The 19930-nt window shown below is 71.1% G+C and carries 24 protein-coding genes; 10 read left to right on the top strand and 14 right to left on the bottom strand.

Features of this window, described 5'->3' with window-relative positions; all coding sequences use genetic code 11:
* Positions 1 to 15 precede the first annotated feature (15 nt).
* The 8 genes from ABD736_RS13455 to ABD736_RS13420 form a co-directional block, all read right to left on the bottom strand.
* Positions 16 to 1038 (bottom strand): iron-siderophore ABC transporter substrate-binding protein, encoded by a 1023-nt coding sequence (locus ABD736_RS13455; protein ID WP_344792377.1) that lies wholly within the window; start codon positions 1036 to 1038, stop codon positions 16 to 18.
* Positions 1035 to 1859 carry an ABC transporter ATP-binding protein gene (locus ABD736_RS13450; protein WP_344792376.1) on the bottom strand — a complete coding sequence of 275 codons (825 nt, stop codon included), beginning with the start codon at positions 1857 to 1859 and terminating at the stop codon, positions 1035 to 1037. Before ABD736_RS13450 ends, ABD736_RS13455 begins: the two co-directional genes overlap by 4 nt.
* The gene (locus ABD736_RS13445; protein ID WP_344792375.1) at positions 1856 to 2911 is read right to left on the bottom strand and encodes a FecCD family ABC transporter permease; all 1056 of its coding nucleotides are present in this window, start codon (positions 2909 to 2911) and stop codon (positions 1856 to 1858) included. Before ABD736_RS13445 ends, ABD736_RS13450 begins: the two co-directional genes overlap by 4 nt.
* A complete protein-coding gene (locus ABD736_RS13440; protein WP_344792374.1) occupies positions 2908 to 3912 on the bottom strand; it encodes a FecCD family ABC transporter permease in 1005 nt (334 codons plus the stop codon). Before ABD736_RS13440 ends, ABD736_RS13445 begins: the two co-directional genes overlap by 4 nt.
* Position 3913: 1 nt before the next feature.
* Positions 3914 to 4903: a siderophore-interacting protein gene (locus tag ABD736_RS13435; RefSeq protein ID WP_344792373.1), complete on the bottom strand. Its 990-nt coding sequence runs from the start codon at positions 4901 to 4903 to the stop codon at positions 3914 to 3916.
* A gap of 60 nt (positions 4904 to 4963) precedes the next feature.
* Positions 4964 to 5914, bottom strand: a complete 951-nt coding sequence (locus tag ABD736_RS13430) for a J domain-containing protein (RefSeq protein ID WP_344792372.1) — start codon at positions 5912 to 5914, stop codon at positions 4964 to 4966.
* A 73-nt stretch (positions 5915 to 5987) separates the two neighbouring features.
* Positions 5988 to 6575: a GNAT family N-acetyltransferase gene (locus tag ABD736_RS13425; protein WP_344792371.1), complete on the bottom strand. Its 588-nt coding sequence runs from the start codon at positions 6573 to 6575 to the stop codon at positions 5988 to 5990.
* A gap of 46 nt (positions 6576 to 6621) precedes the next feature.
* Complete coding sequence (locus ABD736_RS13420; RefSeq protein ID WP_344792370.1) at positions 6622 to 7509, bottom strand: HhH-GPD family protein; 888 nt, start codon at positions 7507 to 7509, stop codon at positions 6622 to 6624.
* Positions 7510 to 7580: 71 nt separating this feature from the next.
* Here ABD736_RS13420 and ABD736_RS13415 point away from each other — a divergent pair, with 71 nt between their 5' ends.
* A complete protein-coding gene (locus tag ABD736_RS13415) occupies positions 7581 to 8150 on the top strand; it encodes a nucleoside/nucleotide kinase family protein (RefSeq protein ID WP_344792369.1) in 570 nt (189 codons plus the stop codon).
* An 18-nt stretch (positions 8151 to 8168) separates the two neighbouring features.
* On the top strand, positions 8169 to 8585 hold the full coding sequence (locus tag ABD736_RS13410) for a TIGR03668 family PPOX class F420-dependent oxidoreductase (protein WP_344792368.1): 417 nt from the start codon (positions 8169 to 8171) through the stop codon (positions 8583 to 8585).
* Here the strand turns inward: ABD736_RS13410 and ABD736_RS13405 are convergent.
* Positions 8582 to 9106: an AAA family ATPase gene (locus ABD736_RS13405; RefSeq protein ID WP_344792367.1), complete on the bottom strand. Its 525-nt coding sequence runs from the start codon at positions 9104 to 9106 to the stop codon at positions 8582 to 8584. The genes ABD736_RS13410 and ABD736_RS13405 overlap by 4 nt on opposite strands.
* Positions 9107 to 9113: 7 nt before the next feature.
* Positions 9114 to 9644 carry a P-loop nucleotide/nucleoside kinase family protein gene (locus ABD736_RS13400; protein WP_344792366.1) on the bottom strand — a complete coding sequence of 177 codons (531 nt, stop codon included), beginning with the start codon at positions 9642 to 9644 and terminating at the stop codon, positions 9114 to 9116.
* A 76-nt stretch (positions 9645 to 9720) separates the two neighbouring features.
* Here ABD736_RS13400 and ABD736_RS13395 point away from each other — a divergent pair, with 76 nt between their 5' ends.
* Together ABD736_RS13395 and ABD736_RS13390 are read left to right on the top strand one after the other, a co-directional pair.
* Complete coding sequence (locus ABD736_RS13395) at positions 9721 to 10389, top strand: hypothetical protein (RefSeq protein WP_344792365.1); 669 nt, start codon at positions 9721 to 9723, stop codon at positions 10387 to 10389.
* Complete coding sequence (locus tag ABD736_RS13390; RefSeq protein ID WP_344792364.1) at positions 10389 to 10601, top strand: helix-turn-helix domain-containing protein; 213 nt, start codon at positions 10389 to 10391, stop codon at positions 10599 to 10601. Before ABD736_RS13395 ends, ABD736_RS13390 begins: the two co-directional genes overlap by 1 nt.
* Here ABD736_RS13390 and ABD736_RS13385 read toward each other — a convergent pair.
* Together ABD736_RS13385 and ABD736_RS13380 are read right to left on the bottom strand one after the other, a co-directional pair.
* The gene (locus ABD736_RS13385; protein ID WP_344792363.1) at positions 10579 to 11562 is read right to left on the bottom strand and encodes a ketopantoate reductase family protein; all 984 of its coding nucleotides are present in this window, start codon (positions 11560 to 11562) and stop codon (positions 10579 to 10581) included. The two genes, ABD736_RS13390 and ABD736_RS13385, sit on opposite strands and share 23 nt — an antisense overlap.
* A gap of 10 nt (positions 11563 to 11572) precedes the next feature.
* On the bottom strand, positions 11573 to 13009 hold the full coding sequence (locus ABD736_RS13380) for a DHA2 family efflux MFS transporter permease subunit (protein ID WP_344792362.1): 1437 nt from the start codon (positions 13007 to 13009) through the stop codon (positions 11573 to 11575).
* A gap of 73 nt (positions 13010 to 13082) precedes the next feature.
* Here ABD736_RS13380 and ABD736_RS13375 point away from each other — a divergent pair, with 73 nt between their 5' ends.
* The 5 genes from ABD736_RS13375 (at position 13083) to ABD736_RS13355 (ending at position 16555) form a co-directional block, all read left to right on the top strand.
* Entirely contained in the window at positions 13083 to 13691 is a 609-nt protein-coding gene (locus ABD736_RS13375; RefSeq protein ID WP_344792361.1) for a TetR/AcrR family transcriptional regulator, read from the top strand.
* The gene (gene truB, locus ABD736_RS13370; RefSeq protein WP_344792360.1) at positions 13688 to 14617 is read left to right on the top strand and encodes a tRNA pseudouridine(55) synthase TruB; all 930 of its coding nucleotides are present in this window, start codon (positions 13688 to 13690) and stop codon (positions 14615 to 14617) included. Before ABD736_RS13375 ends, truB begins: the two co-directional genes overlap by 4 nt.
* Positions 14618 to 14980: a hypothetical protein gene (locus ABD736_RS13365; RefSeq protein ID WP_344792359.1), complete on the top strand. Its 363-nt coding sequence runs from the start codon at positions 14618 to 14620 to the stop codon at positions 14978 to 14980.
* 133 nt (positions 14981 to 15113) lie between these two features.
* Positions 15114 to 15620 (top strand): hypothetical protein, encoded by a 507-nt coding sequence (locus ABD736_RS13360; RefSeq protein ID WP_344792358.1) that lies wholly within the window; start codon positions 15114 to 15116, stop codon positions 15618 to 15620.
* Positions 15617 to 16555, top strand: a complete 939-nt coding sequence (locus ABD736_RS13355; RefSeq protein ID WP_344792357.1) for a bifunctional riboflavin kinase/FAD synthetase — start codon at positions 15617 to 15619, stop codon at positions 16553 to 16555. The genes ABD736_RS13360 and ABD736_RS13355 overlap by 4 nt, the downstream gene beginning before the upstream one ends.
* Positions 16556 to 16681: 126 nt before the next feature.
* On the opposite strand, the gene ABD736_RS13350 is transcribed toward ABD736_RS13355, so the two are convergent.
* Positions 16682 to 17623 carry an ROK family protein gene (locus tag ABD736_RS13350; protein WP_344792356.1) on the bottom strand — a complete coding sequence of 314 codons (942 nt, stop codon included), beginning with the start codon at positions 17621 to 17623 and terminating at the stop codon, positions 16682 to 16684.
* A gap of 44 nt (positions 17624 to 17667) precedes the next feature.
* Positions 17668 to 18972 carry an MFS transporter gene (locus tag ABD736_RS13345; protein ID WP_344792355.1) on the bottom strand — a complete coding sequence of 435 codons (1305 nt, stop codon included), beginning with the start codon at positions 18970 to 18972 and terminating at the stop codon, positions 17668 to 17670.
* A gap of 97 nt (positions 18973 to 19069) precedes the next feature.
* On the opposite strand from ABD736_RS13345, the gene ABD736_RS13340 reads away from it, so the two are divergent.
* Entirely contained in the window at positions 19070 to 19918 is an 849-nt protein-coding gene (locus ABD736_RS13340; protein ID WP_344792354.1) for a LysR family transcriptional regulator, read from the top strand.
* The last annotated feature ends 12 nt before the right edge of the window (positions 19919 to 19930 follow it).

Here is a 19930-nt window from a genome sequence, read left to right as displayed (position 1 = left end):
CTTCCAGGGCCGCCGTCAGCCGGCCGCCTTCGCCGCCTTCGACAGGGCGGCGACATAGTCCTTGAGGCCCCACGGCAGCGAGAGCGCGGTGGGCGGCGAGACCGCCGAGATGAAGGCGGGGCCGGTCAGCTGCGCGACGGCGCCGCTCTTCACCTGCTGCATGCCGGAGCCGTAGCTCGAGGTGAGGAACCGCTGCTGTGCGGCATCCGTATCGCCGTAGGACACCAGCACATCGCTCGTGAGCTGATCGACCTTCTCGGTGCTGAGCGCGTAGTAGAACGTCTGCTCCCCGTTTGCGAGCGCATCGACGCTCGGGGCAGAGGTGAAGCCGAGGTCGAGCGCGAACTGCACGCGCGGATCCTCCTTCTTGTAGACGTCGAATTCCTGCGGCGAGTCCCAGACCTCTGCGATCGTCTTGCCCTTGAACTCGGGGTGGGCGGCCGCGGCATCCGCGATCTGCTTATCGATCCCGTCGAGAACGCGCGCCGCCTTGGCGGGCTCCATGAGCGCCTTCCCCGAGATCGAGATGATGTCCTTCCACGGCGTCGCCCACGGTTGGTCGGGGTAGGCGACCGTCGGCGCGATGGCCTTGAGCAGCTTGTCCTGCTTGGCGGTCAGGCCCGAGTACGGCGCGAGGATCAGGTCGGGCTTCGCCGCGGCGATCGCCTCGTAGGGCGGGTCGTCGCTCGTGTTCGGCAGCACCGTCGGCAGCTTGAGCTTGTGCTGCTTCACATAGTCGGCGATCCAGGGCAGAACCCCCTTCTTGTCGCCCGCGTAGGCCTGGAACGGCATCGCGACGGGGTCGACGCCGATGGCGAGCGCCGCCTCGGTCGAGCCCCAGCCGAGCGTCACGACGCGCTTCGGGTTCGCCTTGATGACGGTGTCGCCGAACGCGTCGTGGATGGTGACCGCGGATGCCCCGGCCGAGCTCGTGGGCTCTGAGCCGGTGCCGCCGCCGGCCGCGCAGCCGGTCAGCACGAGGGCCGCCGCGGCGATCGCGGCAGCGGCGCCGATCAGGCGTCGACGTCGTGTGGTCATCTGTGTTCCTTTCGTCGGGTCGCCGCGGGAACCACGAGCGGGGAGCCCGTCTCGGGGTCGTCGATCACGCGGGCGGAGAGGCCGAACGCCTGCAGCAGCAAGGGTTCGGTGATCACGGATTGTGGGGAGCCGGTGGCGAGCACTCGGCCGTCGGCGACGACCACGAGCTCGTCGGCGTAGCGCGCCGCCAGGTTGAGGTCGTGCAGCACCATCACGACGGTGGTGCCCAGCCGCTCGTTCAGGTCGGCGAGCAGGTCGAGAACCTCGAGCTGATGCGCGACGTCGAGGAACGTGGTCGGCTCGTCGAGCAGCAGCACATCGGGGTTCTGGGCGAGGGCGAGGGCGATCCAGACGCGCTGGCGCTGGCCGCCCGAGAGCTCACCGACCCGGCTGCTCGCCAGCTCGAGCGTGTCGGTGAGGCGCAGCGCCTCCGCGACGACCGCCTCGTCCTGCGGGCTGCGGCCGCCGAAGACGCCCTGGTGCGGGTGCCGCCCGCGCATCACCAGCTCGGCGACCGTGACGCCTTCTGGCGCGATCGGCTCCTGCGGAAGGATTCCGAGCATGCGGGCGAGGCGGCGACCGGGGATGCCGCGCACATCGGCACCGTCGAGGGTCACGGTGCCCGCCCGCGGCGCCAGCAGCCGGGCGAGCCCGCGCAGCACCGTCGACTTCCCGCTGCCGTTCGCGCCGATGATGGCGGTGATGCGGCCGGGGGAGAGCTCGAGCTCGAGCTCGGGAACGATCGTGCGGCCGTCGTAGCCGAGCTCGAGTCCGTGCGCCGCGAGCGTGCGGGCGGCGGCGGGGGAGAGGGAGTCGCTCACGCGGCAGCACCGTCCTTCCTGGTGAGCAGCCAGAGCAGATAGGGCGCCCCGACGGCGCCGGTGACGAGGCCGACCGGGGCCTGGAAGTCGCCGAGGCGCGCGGCGACGAAGTCGGCCGCCGTGACGAGCGCGGCACCTGTGAGGGCGGATGCCGCAGGCTGCAGCCCGCCCGCACCGACCATCCGGCGGGCGATCGGCGCGCTCACAAACGCCACGAAGGCGACCGGCCCGGCGACTGCGGTGGCGACGGACGCCAGGGCGACCCCGACCGCGGTGGCGGCGATCGTCGTGCCGACCGGCCGCACCCCGAGGCCGCGCGCGGCATCGTCGCCCAGAGCAAGCACGCGCAGCGGCACGGCCAGCCACAGTGCGAGCGGCACGAGAACGACCAGAGCGATCGCGAGCATGCCCGTCTCGCCCCAGTTCGGGTCGCTCACGCTTCCGACGGTCCAGGCCAGTGCCTGCTGCGCTGCGCGCACGTCTGCGCGGGTGATGAGGTACGACAGACCGCCGCTGGCGAGGAACGCGAGCGCGATGCCGACCAGCACGAAGCGCTGCCCGGCGAAGCCCTCGCGCCACGAGAGCACGCCGATGGCGGCGGCCGCGACGGCGCCCCCGGCCAGCGCGGCCAGGGGAACGCCCGCCCCCGTCGCGTGGAACACGAGCATCGCGGTGACGGCCGCGAGGCTCGCGCCGCCGGAGACGCCGAGGATGTCGGGGCTCGCCAGCGGGTTCCGCAGCGTCGTCTGGAACAGCGTGCCGGCGAGTCCGAGCGCGATGCCGACCAGGGCACCGGTGGTCCAGCGGGGAAGTCGCAGGGTCAGCACGGCGAGGTTCTCGAGCGGGTCGCCGTGGCCGGTGAGCACAGCAGGCAGTCGCAACGGCGAGATCGGAATGGTGCCGAGACTGAGGCTCAGCACCGCGACGGCGACGACACCGGCCGCGAGCGCCGCCACGGTGATGATGCGGCGCCTGCGGCCGAGGGCGAGAGCACGATGCACCTCGACGGCGGGTGCGGGCGAGGCATCCATCGCCGCGATCTGCGCGGTCACGCGCTCATCACCGCCCGCCGCCTGCGCACCAGCGCGATCATGACGGGCGCGCCCACCAGGGCGATCACAACGCCGGCTTCGAGCTCACCGGGCGGCGCGACGAAGCGGCCGATGAGATCGGATGCCACGAGCGCAGCCGCCCCGATGACGGCGGCGAGTCCGATGAGCCAGCGGTGATCGTGCCGCGCGATCGGGCGGGCGGCGTGGGTCGCGACGAGTCCGACGAACACCACGGGCCCTGCGATCGAGGTGGCGCTGCCGGCCAGCAGCACGACCGCGACGGCGCAGATCGCGCGCGCGACCGGCACGTTGAGGCCGAGGCCGCGGGCGGCGTCGTCGCCGAGCGCGAGCACGTCGAGCATGCGGCCGCCGATGAGCGCGAGCGCGGCGCCGACCGCCGCAAACGGGGCGATGACACCGACGTCGTGCAGCGAGCGGCCCGACACCGACCCGACCTGCCAGAAGCGGTACTGCTGGAAGACGTCGAGGTGCGCGAGCAGCACGAGCGTGACGATCGAGGTGAGGGTCGCGGTGAGCGCGGCACCGGCGATCGCGAGACGCACGGGCGTCGCCCCGCCCGGCCCCAGCACGCCGATGGCGTAGACGACGGCCGCCGCGACCGCCGCGCCGCCGAACGCGAACCACACGTACCCCGACGCGGTCGCGATGCCGAACGCGCCGATCGCGGTCACCACTGCGAGCGAGGCCCCGGCGTTGACGCCGAGCAGGCCAGGGTCGGCGAGCGGGTTCCGGGTGACGCCCTGCATCACGGCGCCGGCCATGCCGAGCGCTGCCCCCGCGACGAGCGCGACGACGGTGCGCGGCAGGCGCAGACCGATCACGATCCGCTCGGCCTGGCCGCCGCCGAACGGATGCGCCAGCGCGGTCAGCAACTGGCCAGGCGTGAGCGCTTCGGCGCCCAGGCCCAGGCTCAGCAGCGTGAGCAGGGCGAGCGCGGCGAAGCAGACCACGATCGTCGTGGCCGCGCGAGTGGGGGACATGTCAGGCCGTCTCCGCCCGGCCCCGGCGCCAGTAACCCATGAAGGCGACTCGGCTGCGGTCGACGCCGAGCTCGTTGACGAGGAAGCGGCGCAGGGTGACGACCGTCTGTGTCTCGCCGGCGATCCACGCGTAGAAGCCGGAGTCGTCGGCGGCGGCCGGTGAGTCCCACACGATCCCGGATTCCGCGTCGGATTCATCCAGATCGGATGCCTGCGCGGCGCGCGCCGGGACGAGAAGGTGTCGTCGCGCGAGCGCCCAGTCACGCACATGGGTGATGAGGCGCTCGCCACGTGGGTGGGCGCCCTGCTCGGCGGTGTCGCGCGCGAGCCACGTCACCCGGTGGTCCGGGCAGGCGAGGGCGACATCGAGGGCGTCGGCTGCGTGCGGGATCTCGAGGAAGGCGCTGGCATGTACGTCGGGTTCCAGCGACTCGAGGATCGCGCAGACCGCGGGCACCGCCGTCTCGTCGCCGACGAGCAGCAGCTCGTCGCGGCTTCCGGGGTGCCAGTCGAGGCCGATGCGCCAGCCGGTCGAGGCGTCGTCAGGGCCGATGATGACGACCTCGTCGCCCGGCCGAGCCGCACGCACCCAGCGGCTCGCGGGGCCGCCGTCGCCGTGTACGGCGAAGTCGACGTCGAGCTCCCGTTCGCGCGGTCGGATGGCCCGCACCGTGTACGTGCGGAACGGATTGCGCAGTTCGGCGGGGGCGGCGCGCCACAGCTCGTACCAGCTGCCGGCCGCCACCGCGTCGGGATCGCAGATTCCGAGGTGGTCGAAGCCCGTCGGAGCACCGTCGCCCTCGAGCGGGAGCAGGATCTTGATGCGCTGGTCGAGCCCCGCCGTGCCGAACTCCGCAAGGTCGTCGCCGGCGAGAGTGACGCGCAGGAACGACGGCGAGAGGCGCACGACAGAGCGCACCGCCACCTGGAACGGGCGGTAGGCGGGGCGGTCGTCGCGGACACGATCGGAGGGGGCGGCTAAGGTAAGCATTACCTAACTAGCTAACGCGAGGAGGGCACGTCGCGCAAGTCATGGGGCCGGATACCCGGCTTAGATGAAGCGCACGCCCCGCTGCAGGCGGCTGCGCACCTCGAACAGGTCGAGGCCGACGGCGCGCGGGACCCCGGGGACCCCCGAGCGGAGCAGGTGGCCGAGCACCGAGCGCCGTACGGCGAGCAGAACGATGCCGCGGTGCTTCCCGATCTCGGCGACCGGCAGCTCGAGAGCGTCGTCGGGCAGCACGATGATGGCGCCGGCGAACTTCACGCCGAGGCCGCGACCGAGATGGCGGGCGCGTTCGGCGAGGTCATGCGCGGGCCGGCCGTCGAGCACCACGCCGGACTCTGCGGGAACGAGCTCACCGCGCTTCACGTCGACGCGCCCGCCGTAGTCCTCGGACTGCAGGGCGAACAGCCCGGTGGGGCCGAGCACGAGGTGGTCGATCTTCCCGCCGTCGTGCGCCAAGACGTCGTGCCACACTGTGTAGCCGATGCCGAGCTCGGCCGTCGCGCGCGCCGTGGCCTCCTCCGCGAGCGCATCGGCCAGCGTGTGCCGGATCTCGTACGGAGCCGAGCGCACGAGCGCCGGGTCGTACGGATCGTCGAGCTCGGGGCCGCGGCCGGCCCACTCGCGCATCATCGCGAGGTAGCGCTCGCGCCGCCAGCCGCCCGGGTGGCCGTAGGCGCGGGCGCGTGGGCGGGTGTCGCGCCTCGCCCCCTCGGTGCGCGAGGTCGCCCAGACGTGGTCGTCGCCGCCGCCCGAGGCGCTGCCGCCTTCGCCGCTGAACGGCGAGCGCGAGCGGTTGAACGCCGCCCGCGCCTCCGGTGTGCCGATGCGCTCCCATGCTTCCTGCACGGCGCGGAACTCGGCCGCAGAGCCACCCGTGTCGGGGTGCGTCTCGCGCAGCCGCTTCCGGTACGCGCGCTTGAGCTCCTCATCGCTCGCACGCGCATCGACGCCGAGCACCTCGTAGGGCGAGGCGGAGAGCGGCGATTCGGGCATCGACTCAGATTAGTGGCGGCACCGATGAACGCGCTTCACGGCTCATGACGGATGCCTCCGAGTGAGCTTTCCACTAGCTGACCAGGCTCTTGCGCATGACCAGGCGCGTGCGCCCGGCGCTGGTGGCGTTCGTCTCGCCGATGACCTCGAAGCCCTCGGCGGCGAACGCGGAGGCCACGCCGACGAACAGCAGCGTTCCGCTGAGCCGCCGCCCCTCTGTGTCGACCGGATAGCCCTCGATCGCCGGTGCCCCGTGTTCGCGGGCATACTGTGTGGCCCCGCGCAGCAGCTCGCGCATCAGGCCGCGGCGCCGGTGCGCGGTGGCGATGACGAAGCAGAGGACGCTCCAGACGGGCACGTCGTCCACGGGAAGAATCGTGCGCGAGCGCTGCAGCCGCCCGATCGCCTGGCGCGGGCCGAAGTTCACCCAGCCGGCGGGCGAGCCGTCCACATAGGCGAGCATGCCGGGCGCGATCGGCTCTGCCGTGAGCTGGCGCATTCGCTCGCGCCGCTGCGGCTCGGTGCGCAGCAGCCCGCGCTCGTGCGAATCGACGCGGCACGAGAGGCACCAGCATGCGGGGGTGCCGGGGCGCGACGGCGCGAGCAGAGCAGCCACGTCGTCGAAGCGCTCCAGGGTCGCAGGCACCACCTCAACCGTCATGGCGCAACGGTAGCGACGATCACCGACATCCGGACACCGCCAGCGGCTACGGCAGCACGTAGCCCTCGCCGCCCGGATCGCGCACCGCGAGGCCATCGGCGAGCAGCCCCGAGAGAGCGCGGGCGAGTTGCACGTCATCTGTCCAGAGAGCGTCGAGCTCGGCATCCGTCACGGGCGCGTGCGCGGCGCGCAGCTCGCGCATGATCAGCCCGCGCACGTGGCGGTCGCTGCCCTCGTATTTCTTCTGCACCGCACGCCGCGGACCGTTGTAGGCCGGGTAGCCGGCGGCGCGCCACGCGCAGACGGAGGCCAGGGGGCAGTCCACGCACCGCGGGGCGCGCGCGGTGCAGACGATCGCGCCGAGCTCCATCGCGCCGGCGTTGAAGACGCGCGCCTCGGCCTCATCGACCGGAAGCACCGCGGCCATCGCCGCCAGATCGCGCGTCGCCGACGGGGGACCGGGCTCGGCCTGCCCGTCGACCGCGCGCGCGAGCACGCGCCGCACGTTCGTGTCGACGACCGGGACGCGCACGCCATACGCGAAGGCGGCGACGGCCCGTGCCGTGTACGGCCCGATGCCGGGAAGGGCGAGCAGTGCATCCACGTCGGCCGGCACCACTCCGGCGTGCTGCTCGGTGATCGCGACTGCGCACGCGTGCAGCCACAGCGCGCGGCGCGGGTAACCGAGCCGGTTCCAGGCGCGCACAGCTTCGCCCGCGGGAACCGCAGCGAGCGCGGCGGGGGTCGGCCACCGCTCGAGCCAGGCCTGCCACTGCGGCAGCACGCGCGCGACCGGTGTCTGCTGCAGCATGAATTCCGAGACGAGGATGCCCCAGGCCGAGCATCCCGGCTCACGCCAGGGCAGCTCGCGCGCGTGCTCGCGGAACCACGCATTGACCGTCTCGCTCAGCGTCTCGGTCGCGGTCTCAGGCACCGTTCGAGCCTACTTTTCCCGCACGCCGGCTCGGCCCACGTGCGTGCCCGTGGGCGGCGTACGCTCGAGACATGCAGCTCGTGTCCACACCCCGCGTCGAGTTCCTCCGCGGCCTGCGCGACGAGATCCTGTCCAATTACCCGCGCGGGCGGCGCATCGTCGGCATCGATGGATTCCCCGGCGCGGGCGCCCGCGAGGTGGGCGACGACCTCGCTGCGGTGTTCGACGACGGCGGCGTCCCCGCCTTCCGCGCCTCGATGGGCGACTTCCTCAAGCCGAGGGCCTCGCGCGGCGCCGGCGACCAGGCCTATGACGAGACGACGTTCCGCCGCGTGCTGCTCGACCCGTGGCGGCTCGCCGGCAGCACAGGCTTCCAGACCGCGGCGTTCGATGCGTCCCGCGACGTGCCTGCGCTGTCCGAGTGGAAGACCGGCCCGGCCGACGCCGTGCTGATCGTAGACGGCGCCTATCTGCTCGGCTCGCTCAAGGGCATCTGGCACTACCTGATCTACGTCGACGCGCAGCAGGCGCAGGCCGACGACAGCTACCTCGTCGAGCAGACGCCGTTCTTCTCGGCTTCTGCGGTCATCGACACCTCGAACCCCGAGCTGCCGAAGCGCGTCCTCAGCGACTCCTGCTGAGGCACGAACGGGGCGGGTGTGCAACTCAGCGAGGCGGAGGCCCGCGGCCGTCTGGCCGCAGCGCGTGTGGCGCGCCTCGCCACGGTCGGCGGCGACGGCGCCCCGCACCTCGTGCCGATCACCTTCGCGCTCGAGGGTGACCTGATCTACACGGCCGTCGACCACAAGCCGAAGTCGACGCGAGACCTGCGCCGGCTGCGCAACATCGCGCAGAACCCGCAGGTCGCCCTGCTCGCCGACGAGTACAGCGACGAGTGGGACGCGCTGTGGTGGGTCCGCGCCGATGGGCGCGCGAGGGTGATAACGGATGCCGCCGCGATGCGGCATCCGATCGATTCACTCGTTGCGCGCTACAGCCAATACCGTGCGCGTCGCCCCGAGGGTCCGGTCGTCGTGATCCGCGTCGAGCGGTGGACGGGCTGGTCGGCGACTTAGCGCGCTCGGGCGATCGCCGTCTCGAGCTGGGCCAGCGCGCCGCCGCTCTCGAGGCGCGCCACGGCCGGGCGGGTCAGCAGGAAGTCGTCGAACTCGCGGACGATCTGTGACATCTCGGCGTGCAGTGCGCCGTGCGGATCGGCGCGCGCGAGCGCTGCGGCGCGCTCGCCGAAGCGGGACTCGGCGGTGGTCGCGTCGATGATCAGTGCTGTCTCGACGAACACCGCGCCGCACGTAGCCGCCGTCAGGGACAGGCGGTCGATGAACTCCGGGCGCCGAAGGTACTGCGGGACCACGACGTCGTGGCCGCTGCCGAGGTGCGCAGTGATGCCGGCGAGTGCGATGTCGCGTGCTGCGAGGCCGGCTTCCTGAAGCCGTTCGCGCCACCCGCCGAGCATCGACCTGAGCGCATCGAGGTCGAGGCAGAGCGGCAGGCCGTCCGCATGCCGCTCGCACCACGCGCGTGCGAGCGTGCTCTTGCCGCTCGCGGGCACGCCATTGATCAGAACGAGCGTCGGCACGACGGTTTCACCCAGCGGGCGCGAGCACGGAATCCGCGATCTGACGCGCCGCCGCTTCGGGCGTTGCGTGCGTGACGTCGATGACCGCTGCCTCGTCATGCAGCCACGTGCGGGCGGCCTCGAGGTAGGGCTCGACGTAGGCGTGGCGGAACCACGACGGCCCCATCACCGCGTCGTTGTCGATGCGGTGCCGCAGGGTGTCGCCGTCGGCGTGCAGCACGAAGTGATGCACCGGAATGCCGTGCTCGGCGAGGCCGGCGCTGATCTCACGCCAGTAGGGCTCGACCAGCACCGTCATCGGCATCACGAGCGTGCCGCCGACGTAATCGAGCACCCGGCGGGCGGTGTCGACGACGAGCGGGCGCCACGGGTCCCAGTGCTGGAAGTTGTCGGTCTCCGGCAGCCCTGGCGAGATGTCCATGAGCACCCCGCCGACCTTCTCCGCGTCGAGAACGCGCGAATCGGGCAGCAGCTGCTGCACCAGCGCGGCGGTCGTCGTCTTGCCGACGCCGTGGGTGCCGTTGATCCACACGATCATGTCTCGGACCCTAGCGCGTGATTGCCCCCGCTCTGGGACTCTCGACAGGGATAACGAATATCGATATGTTCAGGCCATGTCGCTCACCGACGAGGTCGCCCGCCCGCTCGCAAAGTCAGGCGCGCTGCGGTTCGTGTTCTGGATCTCATTGCTCTACCTCGCGATCTGCGCCCTGGGTCTCATCGGCAACGTGATCGACCTGGTCGACCGCCTGACGCGCCGCACTGCGGGAATCCAGTGGACGTGGGGTGTCGACTACTCGGTGCCACAGCCCACCGGGCGCACGTTCGACGGCGCGCCGTTCATCGTGCCGGGCAGCACGGCCACGTTCACCCAGATGAGGGCGACGGTGGCAGACCTTCCGGCTAGCGTGATCATCCTGCACAGCGCGGGCGACATCGTCGCGACGCTGACGGGCGCCGGCATCGCGGTCTGCCTGGTCGCGCTGATGAATCGCATGGCAGCCGGTGTGCCATTCGCGCGGGCGTCTCACCTCGCCCTGCTCTGGCTCGCCGGCGTCGTCTTCGTCGGGTTTGAGGCGGTCGATATTCTGCACGGCCTCGCCTCGATGGGCATCATGAGCATCCTGGCCGGCGCCCCCGATTCCGCCGATCTTACGAACTCCAACCAAGACGTCGTGCTCTTCGAGATGTGGCCGCTCTATGTCGGCGCCGCTCTCCTCGCGCTCGCCGCGGTCTTCCGCGTCGGCGCCGTCTATCGTCAGGACAGCGAGGGCCTCGTCTAGTGGCGCTCGTTCACTGCCGGCTCGACGAACTGCTCGCCGAGCGCGGCATGACGCTGGTCGAGCTCTCCGCCCGGGTCGGCGTGAGCGTCGTGAATCTCTCAGTGCTCAAGAACGACCGCGCGAAGGCGATTCGCTTCAGCACGCTCGAGGCGATCTGCGTAGCTCTCGGCTGCGAGATCGGCGAGCTGCTCACCCTCGCGCCGCAGCCCTGACCCGCTCCGCCAGCTCGTCCGGGGTGAAGAACCGCCCCGTGCGCTCGACCTCGTGCACGGCATCCGTCACCGCCTGATTGACCGGCGCGCGCTGCCCGACCGCGGCAGCCTGCGCGACCACGGCTCCGTTCAGGTAGTCGATCTCGGTCAGCTGGCCGCGCTTCAGGCTCTGCAGGGTCGAACCGAGGTTCGGCACCGCGCCCATGCGCCGGGCCATGAGCCGCGGCAGCACCTGCCCTGCCCACAGCGGAGCGGCGGCGACGAATCGCACCCCGGCGTGCGACAGGCCCTGAATCGGGTCGAAGTGCACCCCGTGTGCGAGCCCCGCCCGCGCGGCCTCGCGAATCAACGCGGTCACGATCGGCCGCAGCCGCCGGTCTGCCACGGTTCGCTGCACCGGCAGGCCGGTCGCCGCCGGCGTGCCGTTGACCATGTTGATCACGAGCTTCGTCCACTGTGCCCCGCGGAAGTTGTCCGTGACCTGCGCCGGCATGACCGAGGAGAGCAGCGCGGCCGCCTGCCGCGATCGGTCGACCACCGTCGTCCCAGTGGCCGTGATCGTGACCCGGCCCGGCTCGACGTTCTGCGCGGCATAGAGCGCGAGCGCGCCGAAGGCGGGGGAGTCGGGCAGGGCCCGCGCGACCGTCTCGAGCCCCTCGAGCCCGTTCTGCACAACGACGAGCGGCACGTTTCCGAGCTGGTCGCGATTCGCGGTGAGAGCGGATGCCGCATCCTGCGCCTTCGTCGCCAGGAACGCGATCTCGGGGGTGCGCGTCAGCGTCGCGCCCGCGGCCACCCGCGCGGTGTGCTCACCCCACTTGCCGTCGAGGCGCAGGCCCTCGGCGGCGATGGCGGCGAGGGTCGCGCCCCGCGCGGTCACCTCGACGTCGTGCCCGGCACGGTCGAGCAGCGCGGCGATCGTTCCGCCGATCGCTCCGGCTCCGATCACTGCGACACGCATGCCGCCCAGGCTATCGAGCAGTCGCCACAGGTCGGCGGCCAGGCAGCCAGAGCGCGACGATCGCTGCGGCGGCGAGCACTGCGGCGCCGACGTAGACGGCCTTCTGCGCGGCACCCACATAGCCGGTCGGCGTGAGCGTCCCGCCCGCGCCCGTGAACACCGCGGTGAGCACCGCGATGCCGAGCGCCGTGCCGATCTCGCGCAGGGTGGAATTCGCCCCGGAGGCCTTCGCGTGGTCGACATCGGGCATGTCCATGAGCACCGCCGTCGACGACGGCGCGAAGATCAACCCCATGCCGAGGCCCGCGAGCAGGAACGGCGGCACCATGTCGGCGTAGGCGAGATCGGGCGCCATGATCCAGGCGATCCACCCGATCGCGACGGCGGAGATGGCGAGGCCCACTGCGACAGGCATCCTCGGTCCGAATCTCGGCACCAGCAGGAAGCCGGTCAGGGGCGAGACGATCAGCGGCAGCATCGTCCATGGAATCGTCATCTCGCCCGCCTCGAGCGGGTTCTTGCCCTGCACCACCTGCAGGAACTGGATCAGGATGAAGATCGAGCCGAAGATGCCGAAGCTGAAGATCACGCCGACGGCGTTGGCGATGGTGAAGCTCGGGAAGCGGAACAGGCGCAGCGGCAGCATGGGCGCGGCGGCGCGCGTCTCCCACCAGATGAACGCCAGCAGCAGCACGCCGCCGCCGATCAGCGTGGTGAGCACCTCGCCGCTCGACCAGCCGGCGTCGTTGCCGCGCACGATGCCGTAGACGATGCCGAACACCCCGACGCCCGCGAGCACCAGGCCGAGCAGATCCGCGCGCAACCTGGCACCGAAGCTGTTCGGCAGCGCCCACAGCACGAGCGGGATGGCCACGGCGCCGACGGGGACGTTGATCCAGAAGATGCCCTGCCAGGCCCAGCCCTGCGTCACCGCGCCGCCGATGAGCGGGCCGAGAGCGACACCCAGGCCGGCCACGCCGCCCCACACGCCGATTGCGGCAGGTCGCGCCTTCTCGCTCACCGACCCGGCGAGCATCGTGAGCGACAGGGGCATGAGCGCAGCGGCACCGACCCCCTGCAGCGCCCGGGCGGCGATCAGCTGCCACGGCTCGGTGCTGAGAGCCGACAGGGCTGAGGCCACCGTGAACAGCGCGATGCCGACGACGAAGACCGGGCGGCGGCCGAGGCGGTCGCCGAGCGCCGCCGCCGTCAGGATGAAGCTCGCGAACGCCAGCGCATACGCGTTGATGACCCATTCGAGCTCGTCGATGCCGGCGCTCAGGTCTCGGCCGATGACCGGCAGGGCGTTCGTCACGACGAGGTTGTCGAGCGTGCCCATGAACAGCGGGAGCGACGCTGCGGCGATCACGAGCCACAGCGGCCGGCGGCGAGCGGTGGGGGCCACGGCAGCAGTCTGCGCCGGGTCCGTCGCGACGGGAACAGACACGTCGTCCTCCGAAGGTGGTAATTGGATGATTACAAGATCAGAGGCTAAGTAATGGATTGATAACATGTCAAGCGTGAGTGAGCCGAAGAGCGAGCGGATTCCTGCCGCGCAGCGTCGCGAGCAGATTCTGGATGCCGCGGCCGAGGTCTTCGGCGAGCGCGGCTATGCGGGAACGACCACCGATCAGGTCGCTCAGGCCGCCGGCATCAGCCAGCCCTACGTCGTGCGCATGTTCGGCAGCAAAGAGAACCTCTTCTGCGAGCTGCTGCTGCGCGCACGCGAGCGGCTCGAGACGCGGCTGCGCAACGCGCTGACCCGTCCTGAGGTGAAGGCGCTCTCTGCGGCCGAGCGCAAGGCATTCCTCGGCCGCGCCTATGTCGACCTGATCGGCGAGGGCGGCATCGTGCTTCCGCTCATGCAGGGCTTCCTGCTCGGCCACGACCCGGTGATCGGAAAGTACGCGCGGGAGGGGTTCCTCGTCATCTACCGTCTGCTGCGGGACGAGGGCGGGTTCTCGCAGGATGAGGTGCGGGACTTCCTCGCCGGCGGCATGCTCATCAACACGCTGCTGACGCTGCAGATGACCGGCCTCTACGACACCGACGACACCGCGCGCGAACTGCTCGGCTGCTCGTTCGGTGAGAAGATCGACATCGTGCTGAACGCCGGGTCCGCTTCGTGAGCTCTGCCGCGCCGACGCCGAACGGCGTCGTGCTGGTCGACAAGCCGCAGGGGCTCACCAGCCACGACGTCGTCGCGCGCCTGCGCCGCGCCGCGAACACCCGAAAGGTCGGTCACGCGGGAACGCTCGACCCCATGGCGACCGGCCTGCTGATCATCGGAGTCGGCACGGCGACCCGCCTGCTGACCCACGTCGTCGGCACCGACAAGGTCTACGAGGCGACGATCCGGCTGGGGGAGTCGACCGTCACCGACGACGCCGAGGGCGAGCTCACCGCGCGTGCAGAGGCCGCGGCGGTCGACGCCGTCACAGACGAGGCGATCGGTACAGGCATCCGCGCCCTCACCGGGCCCATCGAGCAGGTGCCGAGCACGGTGAGCGCGATCAAGGTCGACGGGAAGCGCGCGTATGCGCGCGCCCGCGCCGGCGAAGAGGTGGAGCTGAAGGCGCGGCCCGTCACGATCCACGCGTTCGAGGTGCGGGCGACCAGGCGGATGCCTGGGCTGATCGACCTCGAAGTACGGGTCGCGTGCTCCTCCGGCACCTACATCCGCGCGCTGGCGCGTGATCTCGGCCGCGCGCTCGGCGTCGGCGGCCACCTGACGGCTCTGCGTCGCACCGCAGTCGGGCCGTTCGACGTCGCCGAGGCGACCCCGCTCGACGCGCTGGTCGCCGGCGACATCGCGGTCGCCGACGTGCTGCAGAGCCCGGGGGATGCCGCGGCCAGACTGTTCCCGACGCTCGAGCTCGACCCCCAGCAGTCCGTCGACCTAGGGCACGGGAAGAAGCTTCACGTCGAGGCGCCCGACGCGCCTGGCATCCGCGCCGCCCTCGACCCGGCCGGCCACCTCGTGGCCCTCGCCAGCGTGTCGGCGACGGGCGTCGTGCGAGTCGAGACCGGTTTCCCGAACAGCCAGGAGTCCTGAGTGGTCGAGTGGTTCACCTTCACGCAGATCTTCATCGCGCTCGCCGCGGGGGCGCTCTGCCTCGTGCTCGGCTTCGCCGGCCGCACCCCGAGCGACCTCAGCATGGGGCCGATCGCCCTCGTCACGGTGCTGCTGATCGCGCAGCTCGTGATGGCGGCGATCGCGCCGGCGGTCGGAAACAGCCCGACGGGCAGCCTGCTCGAGTTCTGGATGTACCAGGTCGCGATCGTCATCGTGCCGCTGCTCGCCATGGTGTGGGCGCTGGTCGAGCGCGGGCGGTGGAGCGTCGTCGTGCTCGGGGTCTCGGGGCTCGCGGTGGCGATCATGCTGTATCGCATGTGGGTCATCTGGACAGGCGCGTGAGCGGCATGCCAGTGGCATGCCGCGAACCGCTCGGCCAGATGACCCCGGCGCGAGCGAAGCGAGCACCGGCGCCGGAGCGCAACCACACGCCCAACGGAGCGCAACCACAAGCCCAACTAGAATCGTGACTGCGATGTCCGAGTCCAAATCCGTCACCGAGAGGCTCTCGGCCGCTATGCCGCGCCTGGTCGGCACCGGCACCCTGACGGTTCTCATCGCGGTCTATGCGGTGCTCGTGATGGCGGCGGTGGGGCGCAGCGCGTTCCAGATCATCGACCACTTCGCGAAGGCGCCGATCGCGATCTCGATCTCGGGTGTCTCCGCCCTCGTCTACGTGCTGGCGATGGTCGCGCTGATCGTGCACCGCGGCGCCTGGTATCGCGTCGCGTGGGTGACGGTCTCGATCGAGTTCGCCGGCGTCGTGATCGTCGGTGCCATCACCACCTTCTTCCCCGACGCGCTCGGGCCCGATTCCGGCAACGCCTTCGGCGACACCGCGACGGTGTGGACGGTCTTCGGCCAGGGCTACTGGTTCGTGCCGCTTGTGCTTCCGCTCGCGGGCATGTGGTGGCTCAGGTCGCACCCCGTCGGGCTGCGCGCCGATCGTGCGCGGCGCGAGAGCGGAAAGGCGGCGGCGTGAGGGTCTTCCACTCAGAGGCCGAGATCGGTCCCGATTTCGGGCCGAGCGCGGTCACGATCGGCAAGTTCGACGGAGTGCACTCCGGCCACCGCGCCGTCATCGACCGGCTCGTCACCGCGGCGAAGGACGACGGCGTGGTCTCTGTCGTGGTCACCTTCGACAGGAATCCGCTCGAAGTCGTCGCCCCCGAGCGCTGCCCCGACGCGCTCTCGAGTCTCGACCAGAAGCTCGAGCTGCTCGCCGGCACCGGCGTCGACGCGACGCTGGTCGTGCGCTTCGACGAGGCGTTCGCGGCGGTGCCGGCCGACCGCTTCGTGACCGAGTACCTCGTCAAGGCGCTGCGCGCGCGCCGCGTCTTCGTCGGCAGCGACTTCCGCTTCGGAAGCGGCAACGCGGGTGACGTCGCGCAGCTGCGTGCGCTGGGTGAGGCGCACGGATTCACCGTCGAGCTGATCGATGACGTGGTCGGCACCGCGGGGGAGCGGGTCTCGTCGACGCGCATTCGCCAGCTGCTCGCCGCCGGCGAGGTCGAGCAGGCCGAGCGGCTGCTCGGGCGCGCGCCGATGCTGCGCGGGCTCGTCGTGCACGGCGCGAAGCGCGGCCGCGAGCTGGGCTTCCCCACGGCGAACCTCTCACCGCAGTCCGAGGGGCTCATTCCCGCCGACGGCATCTACGCCGGATGGCTCATCGATCAGGGCGTGCGTCACCCCGCCGCGATCTCGGTCGGCAACAACCCGACCTTCGAGGGCGTACCGCAGAAGCAGGTCGAGGCGCATGTCATCGACGAGACGATCGACCTCTACGACCACGAGGTCGAGGTCGTGTTCGTGGCGCGCATCCGCGGAATGACCGCCTTCACGGGCATCCCGGCCCTCATCGAGCAGATCGCCGACGACGTGCGTGTCGCGCGGCGCCTGCTCGGAATCGCTGGCTGACGGCGCCGCCCGCGCCCCTGCCCGGGCTCCCTGCCCCTCGCGTGCGCCACTGGCTTCCGCCGTGCGCTACTCGGATCCGAGTGGCGGAATGCGGAAGCCAGTGGCGCACGCGTGAGCGAGCGGCGGCTATGCCGGGATCTGGTCGGCGCGGTAGATCAGCGCGGCGGCGCCGATGAGCGGGCCCTCGCCCGAGAGTCCCGACGGCACGACCTTCACCTTGCGCACGAAGTCGAAGTGGTGCGTCGCGATCTGCGCACGGATGAAGTCGAACAGGTCGGGCGTGGCCTGCGAGAAGCCGCCGCCGATCGCGACGACCTCGAGGTCGAGCAGGGCCGTCGCGCTCGCGATCGCCTGGCCGACCGCGCGCCCGGTGCGCTCGATGGCGGCGCGGGCGACCGGGTCGCCCGCCGCGTAGGCCGCGGCGAGCTCCTCGCCGGTCGTGCCCTCGAACCCGTTCCGGCGTGCGAAGGCGACCGTGTGCGGCCCGCTCGCGATCGCCTCGAGCACGTGCGGGTTCCCGAACGTGTTCTCGCCGTCGATGCCGGCCACTTCGATGTGGCCGATGTGGCCTGCGTTACCGGTCTTGCCGACGATGACCTGCCCGTGGCTGATGAGACCGCCGCCGACGCCCGTCGAGATCACCATGCCCATGACGTTCTGAGCGCCCTGCGCCGCCCCGACCCAGTGCTCGGCGAGCACGATCGCGACGCCGTCCATCTCGAGCACGACCGGGGCTTCGTGCCCGGCGCCCGCCAGTACGCGCTGCACGAGCGCTCGCATCGGGTAGCCGCGCCACGACGGCACGTTGAGCGGCGAGATCGCGCCGGCTGCGCGGTCGATCGGGCCGGCGCACGCGACGCCCGCGCCGATCAACTCGGCGCCGGCGAGTGACGCGAGTGCGTGGTCGATCACCTGGGCGACGGATGCCTCGAGCTGCGGCACCTCGGCGGAGCGGCCGGTGGCGGCGCGGCTGCGCGAGCCTGCGACGAGGGAGCCGTCGGGGCGCACGAGCGCGGCCTCGACCTTGGTGCCGCCGAAGTCGACGGCGAGGACGACGGAATCGGGCATGCCTCTCAGCCTATTGGCGCTCGAAGGCGTGATTGTGCGCCGGGTCAGGCGTGCCGCTGAACGAGCCGCCTCGCGACGCCGGACACCGTCTGGCCGCGGCGCTTGACCAGCACCGTGCCGGCGACGAGCGCGGTCAGCAGGGGCATGATGCCCGAGACGGCCATGCCGACGTGCGGTCCGTAGTGGTCGACGATCCAGCCCATGAGGGGGCCGCCGATCGATTGCCCACCGAGCTGGATGAGGACGAAGACGCCCATCACCCGTCCGCGAATCGCGATGTTCGTGGACATCTGCACGAGCGAGTTCGAGGCGATGAAGTACAGCAGCTGAGACATCCCGGCGCCCACGAGAAGCACGCCGAAGATCGCGATCTGCGGCGCGAGACCGGCAAGCGCCTGCACGAACCCGAGCACGATGGCGCCGGTGATCACGGTGCGCAGGCTGACGGTCGCCCGCAGGTTGGAGAGCAGCGCGCCGCTCAGCGCCCCCAGCGCCACGAGCGCATTGAAGATGCCGTAGCCCGACGAGCCGACGCGGTAGACGTGGTCGGCGAACGCGGTGAGCAGCACCGGCATCGTGTAGACGAACAGCGCGACCGAGGTCAGCACGATGAGGGTGAACAGGATCTCGTCCTTGCGTGCGGCGTACTCGAGGCCCTCGCGCAACTGGCCTTTGCGACGCGGCGCCTTCGGCGCAGGTAGCAGCTGCGTCGGGTCGAGCCGGCTGAGTGCGAACACCGTGCCGAGGCAGGCGAGTGCGTTCACGCCGAACGACCAGCCCCCGCCGATGGCAGAGAGCAGGATGCCGCCGATGGCCGGCCCGATCAGCGCGCCGAGCTGGAACGTCGAGGAGTTGAGGCTCAGCGCATTGCGCAGGAGCGCCGGCCCCACGACCTCGGACACGAAGGATTGCCGCGCCGGGTTATCTACCAGGGTCGCGAACCCGCCGAGAAGCGCGATGCACCAGATCATCCACACCTGGATCGAGCCGGTGAAGATGAGCACCGCCATCGTCGCGGCAAGCGTCGCCATCATCGTCTGCGTGACCTGCAGGATGCGCCGCTTCGGGTAGCGGTCGGCGATCACGCCGCCATAGAGCCCGAAGACGAGCATGGGCGCGAACTGCAGCGCGACCGTGATGCCGACGTCGGCGACGTTGCCGGACAGCTGCAGGACGATCCAGTCCTGGGCGATGCGCTGCATGCCCTGCGCAGTCGTCGACACGATCTGGCCCGAGGCATACAGCCGATAGTTCGGCACTTTCAGCGACGCGAACATGTCTCGCCAGCGCGGCCGGCTGGTCATCACCATCATCGGCTCGGTCGGGGGATTCGCAGGCGTCGCAGTCACAGCCCTTCCAGGCTATTCGGATCGATTCGATAAATCCGTGGAATGATGGCAATAACTCCCATTGGGAAACGCAATACCTCGCCGAAGGGTGGCGCCGATGTTCGACCCCGTGCTGCTGCGCAGCTTCCTCGCCGTCGCCGAGACGGGCAGCTTCACCCGTGCCGCCCAGCGGCTGCAGCTCAGCCAGCCGACCGTGAGCCAGCATGTGCGCCGCCTTGAGACGCAGGCGGGGCGCATCCTCGTCGACCGGGACACCCGGCAGGTGCGGCTGACCGACAACGGCGACGCGATGGCGGGCTTCGCGCGAGGCATCCTCGCGGCACATGCGTCCGCCGAGAGCTACTTCAGCGGAAAGGCCATGCGGGGCCGCCTGCGTTTCGGCGCCGCCGACGACTTCACGATGACGCAGCTGCCCCGCATCCTCAGGGACTTCCGCGCGTTGCATCCCCAGCTCAACCTCGAGCTCACGGTGGGGCAGTCCGGAAGCCTGCACCGGCGCCTCAGCTCCGGCCAGCTCGACCTGATCTTCATCAAGCAGGCGCCCGGCCTCGGCGAGGGCACGAGGGTCAGCACCGACCAGATGGTGTGGATGGGCCTCGACGGCATCCAGCTCGCGCCCGATGAGCCCGTTCCTCTCGTCTCGTATCAGGAGCAGTCGATGAGCAGGCGGATGGCGATCGACGCGCTCGAAGGAGCGGGGCGCACGTGGCGCATCACCTGCAACACCCGCGAGGTCAACGGCGTGCTCTCGGCAGTCAGGGCCGGCCTCGGGGTCGCGGTGTTCCCACGCACCCTGATCCCCGGCGACCTCGTCAAGGTGAGCAACCGGCTCGCGCTCCCAGAGGTCGGCGACGTCGACTTCACCCTCATCTCGAACCCGCACTCGGCAGCTGAACCGGTTGAGGCGCTCAGCAGCGCCATCATGGGCCGCACACTCGTGCACTGACGGGCGCGTTCC

This window comes from Gryllotalpicola daejeonensis (assembly GCF_039538145.1).
GTDB classification, from domain to species: Bacteria; Actinomycetota; Actinomycetes; order Actinomycetales; family Microbacteriaceae; genus Gryllotalpicola; species Gryllotalpicola daejeonensis.
Note: the sequence above shows the minus strand (reverse complement) of the source record. Positions and strands in the feature narration are given on the sequence as shown.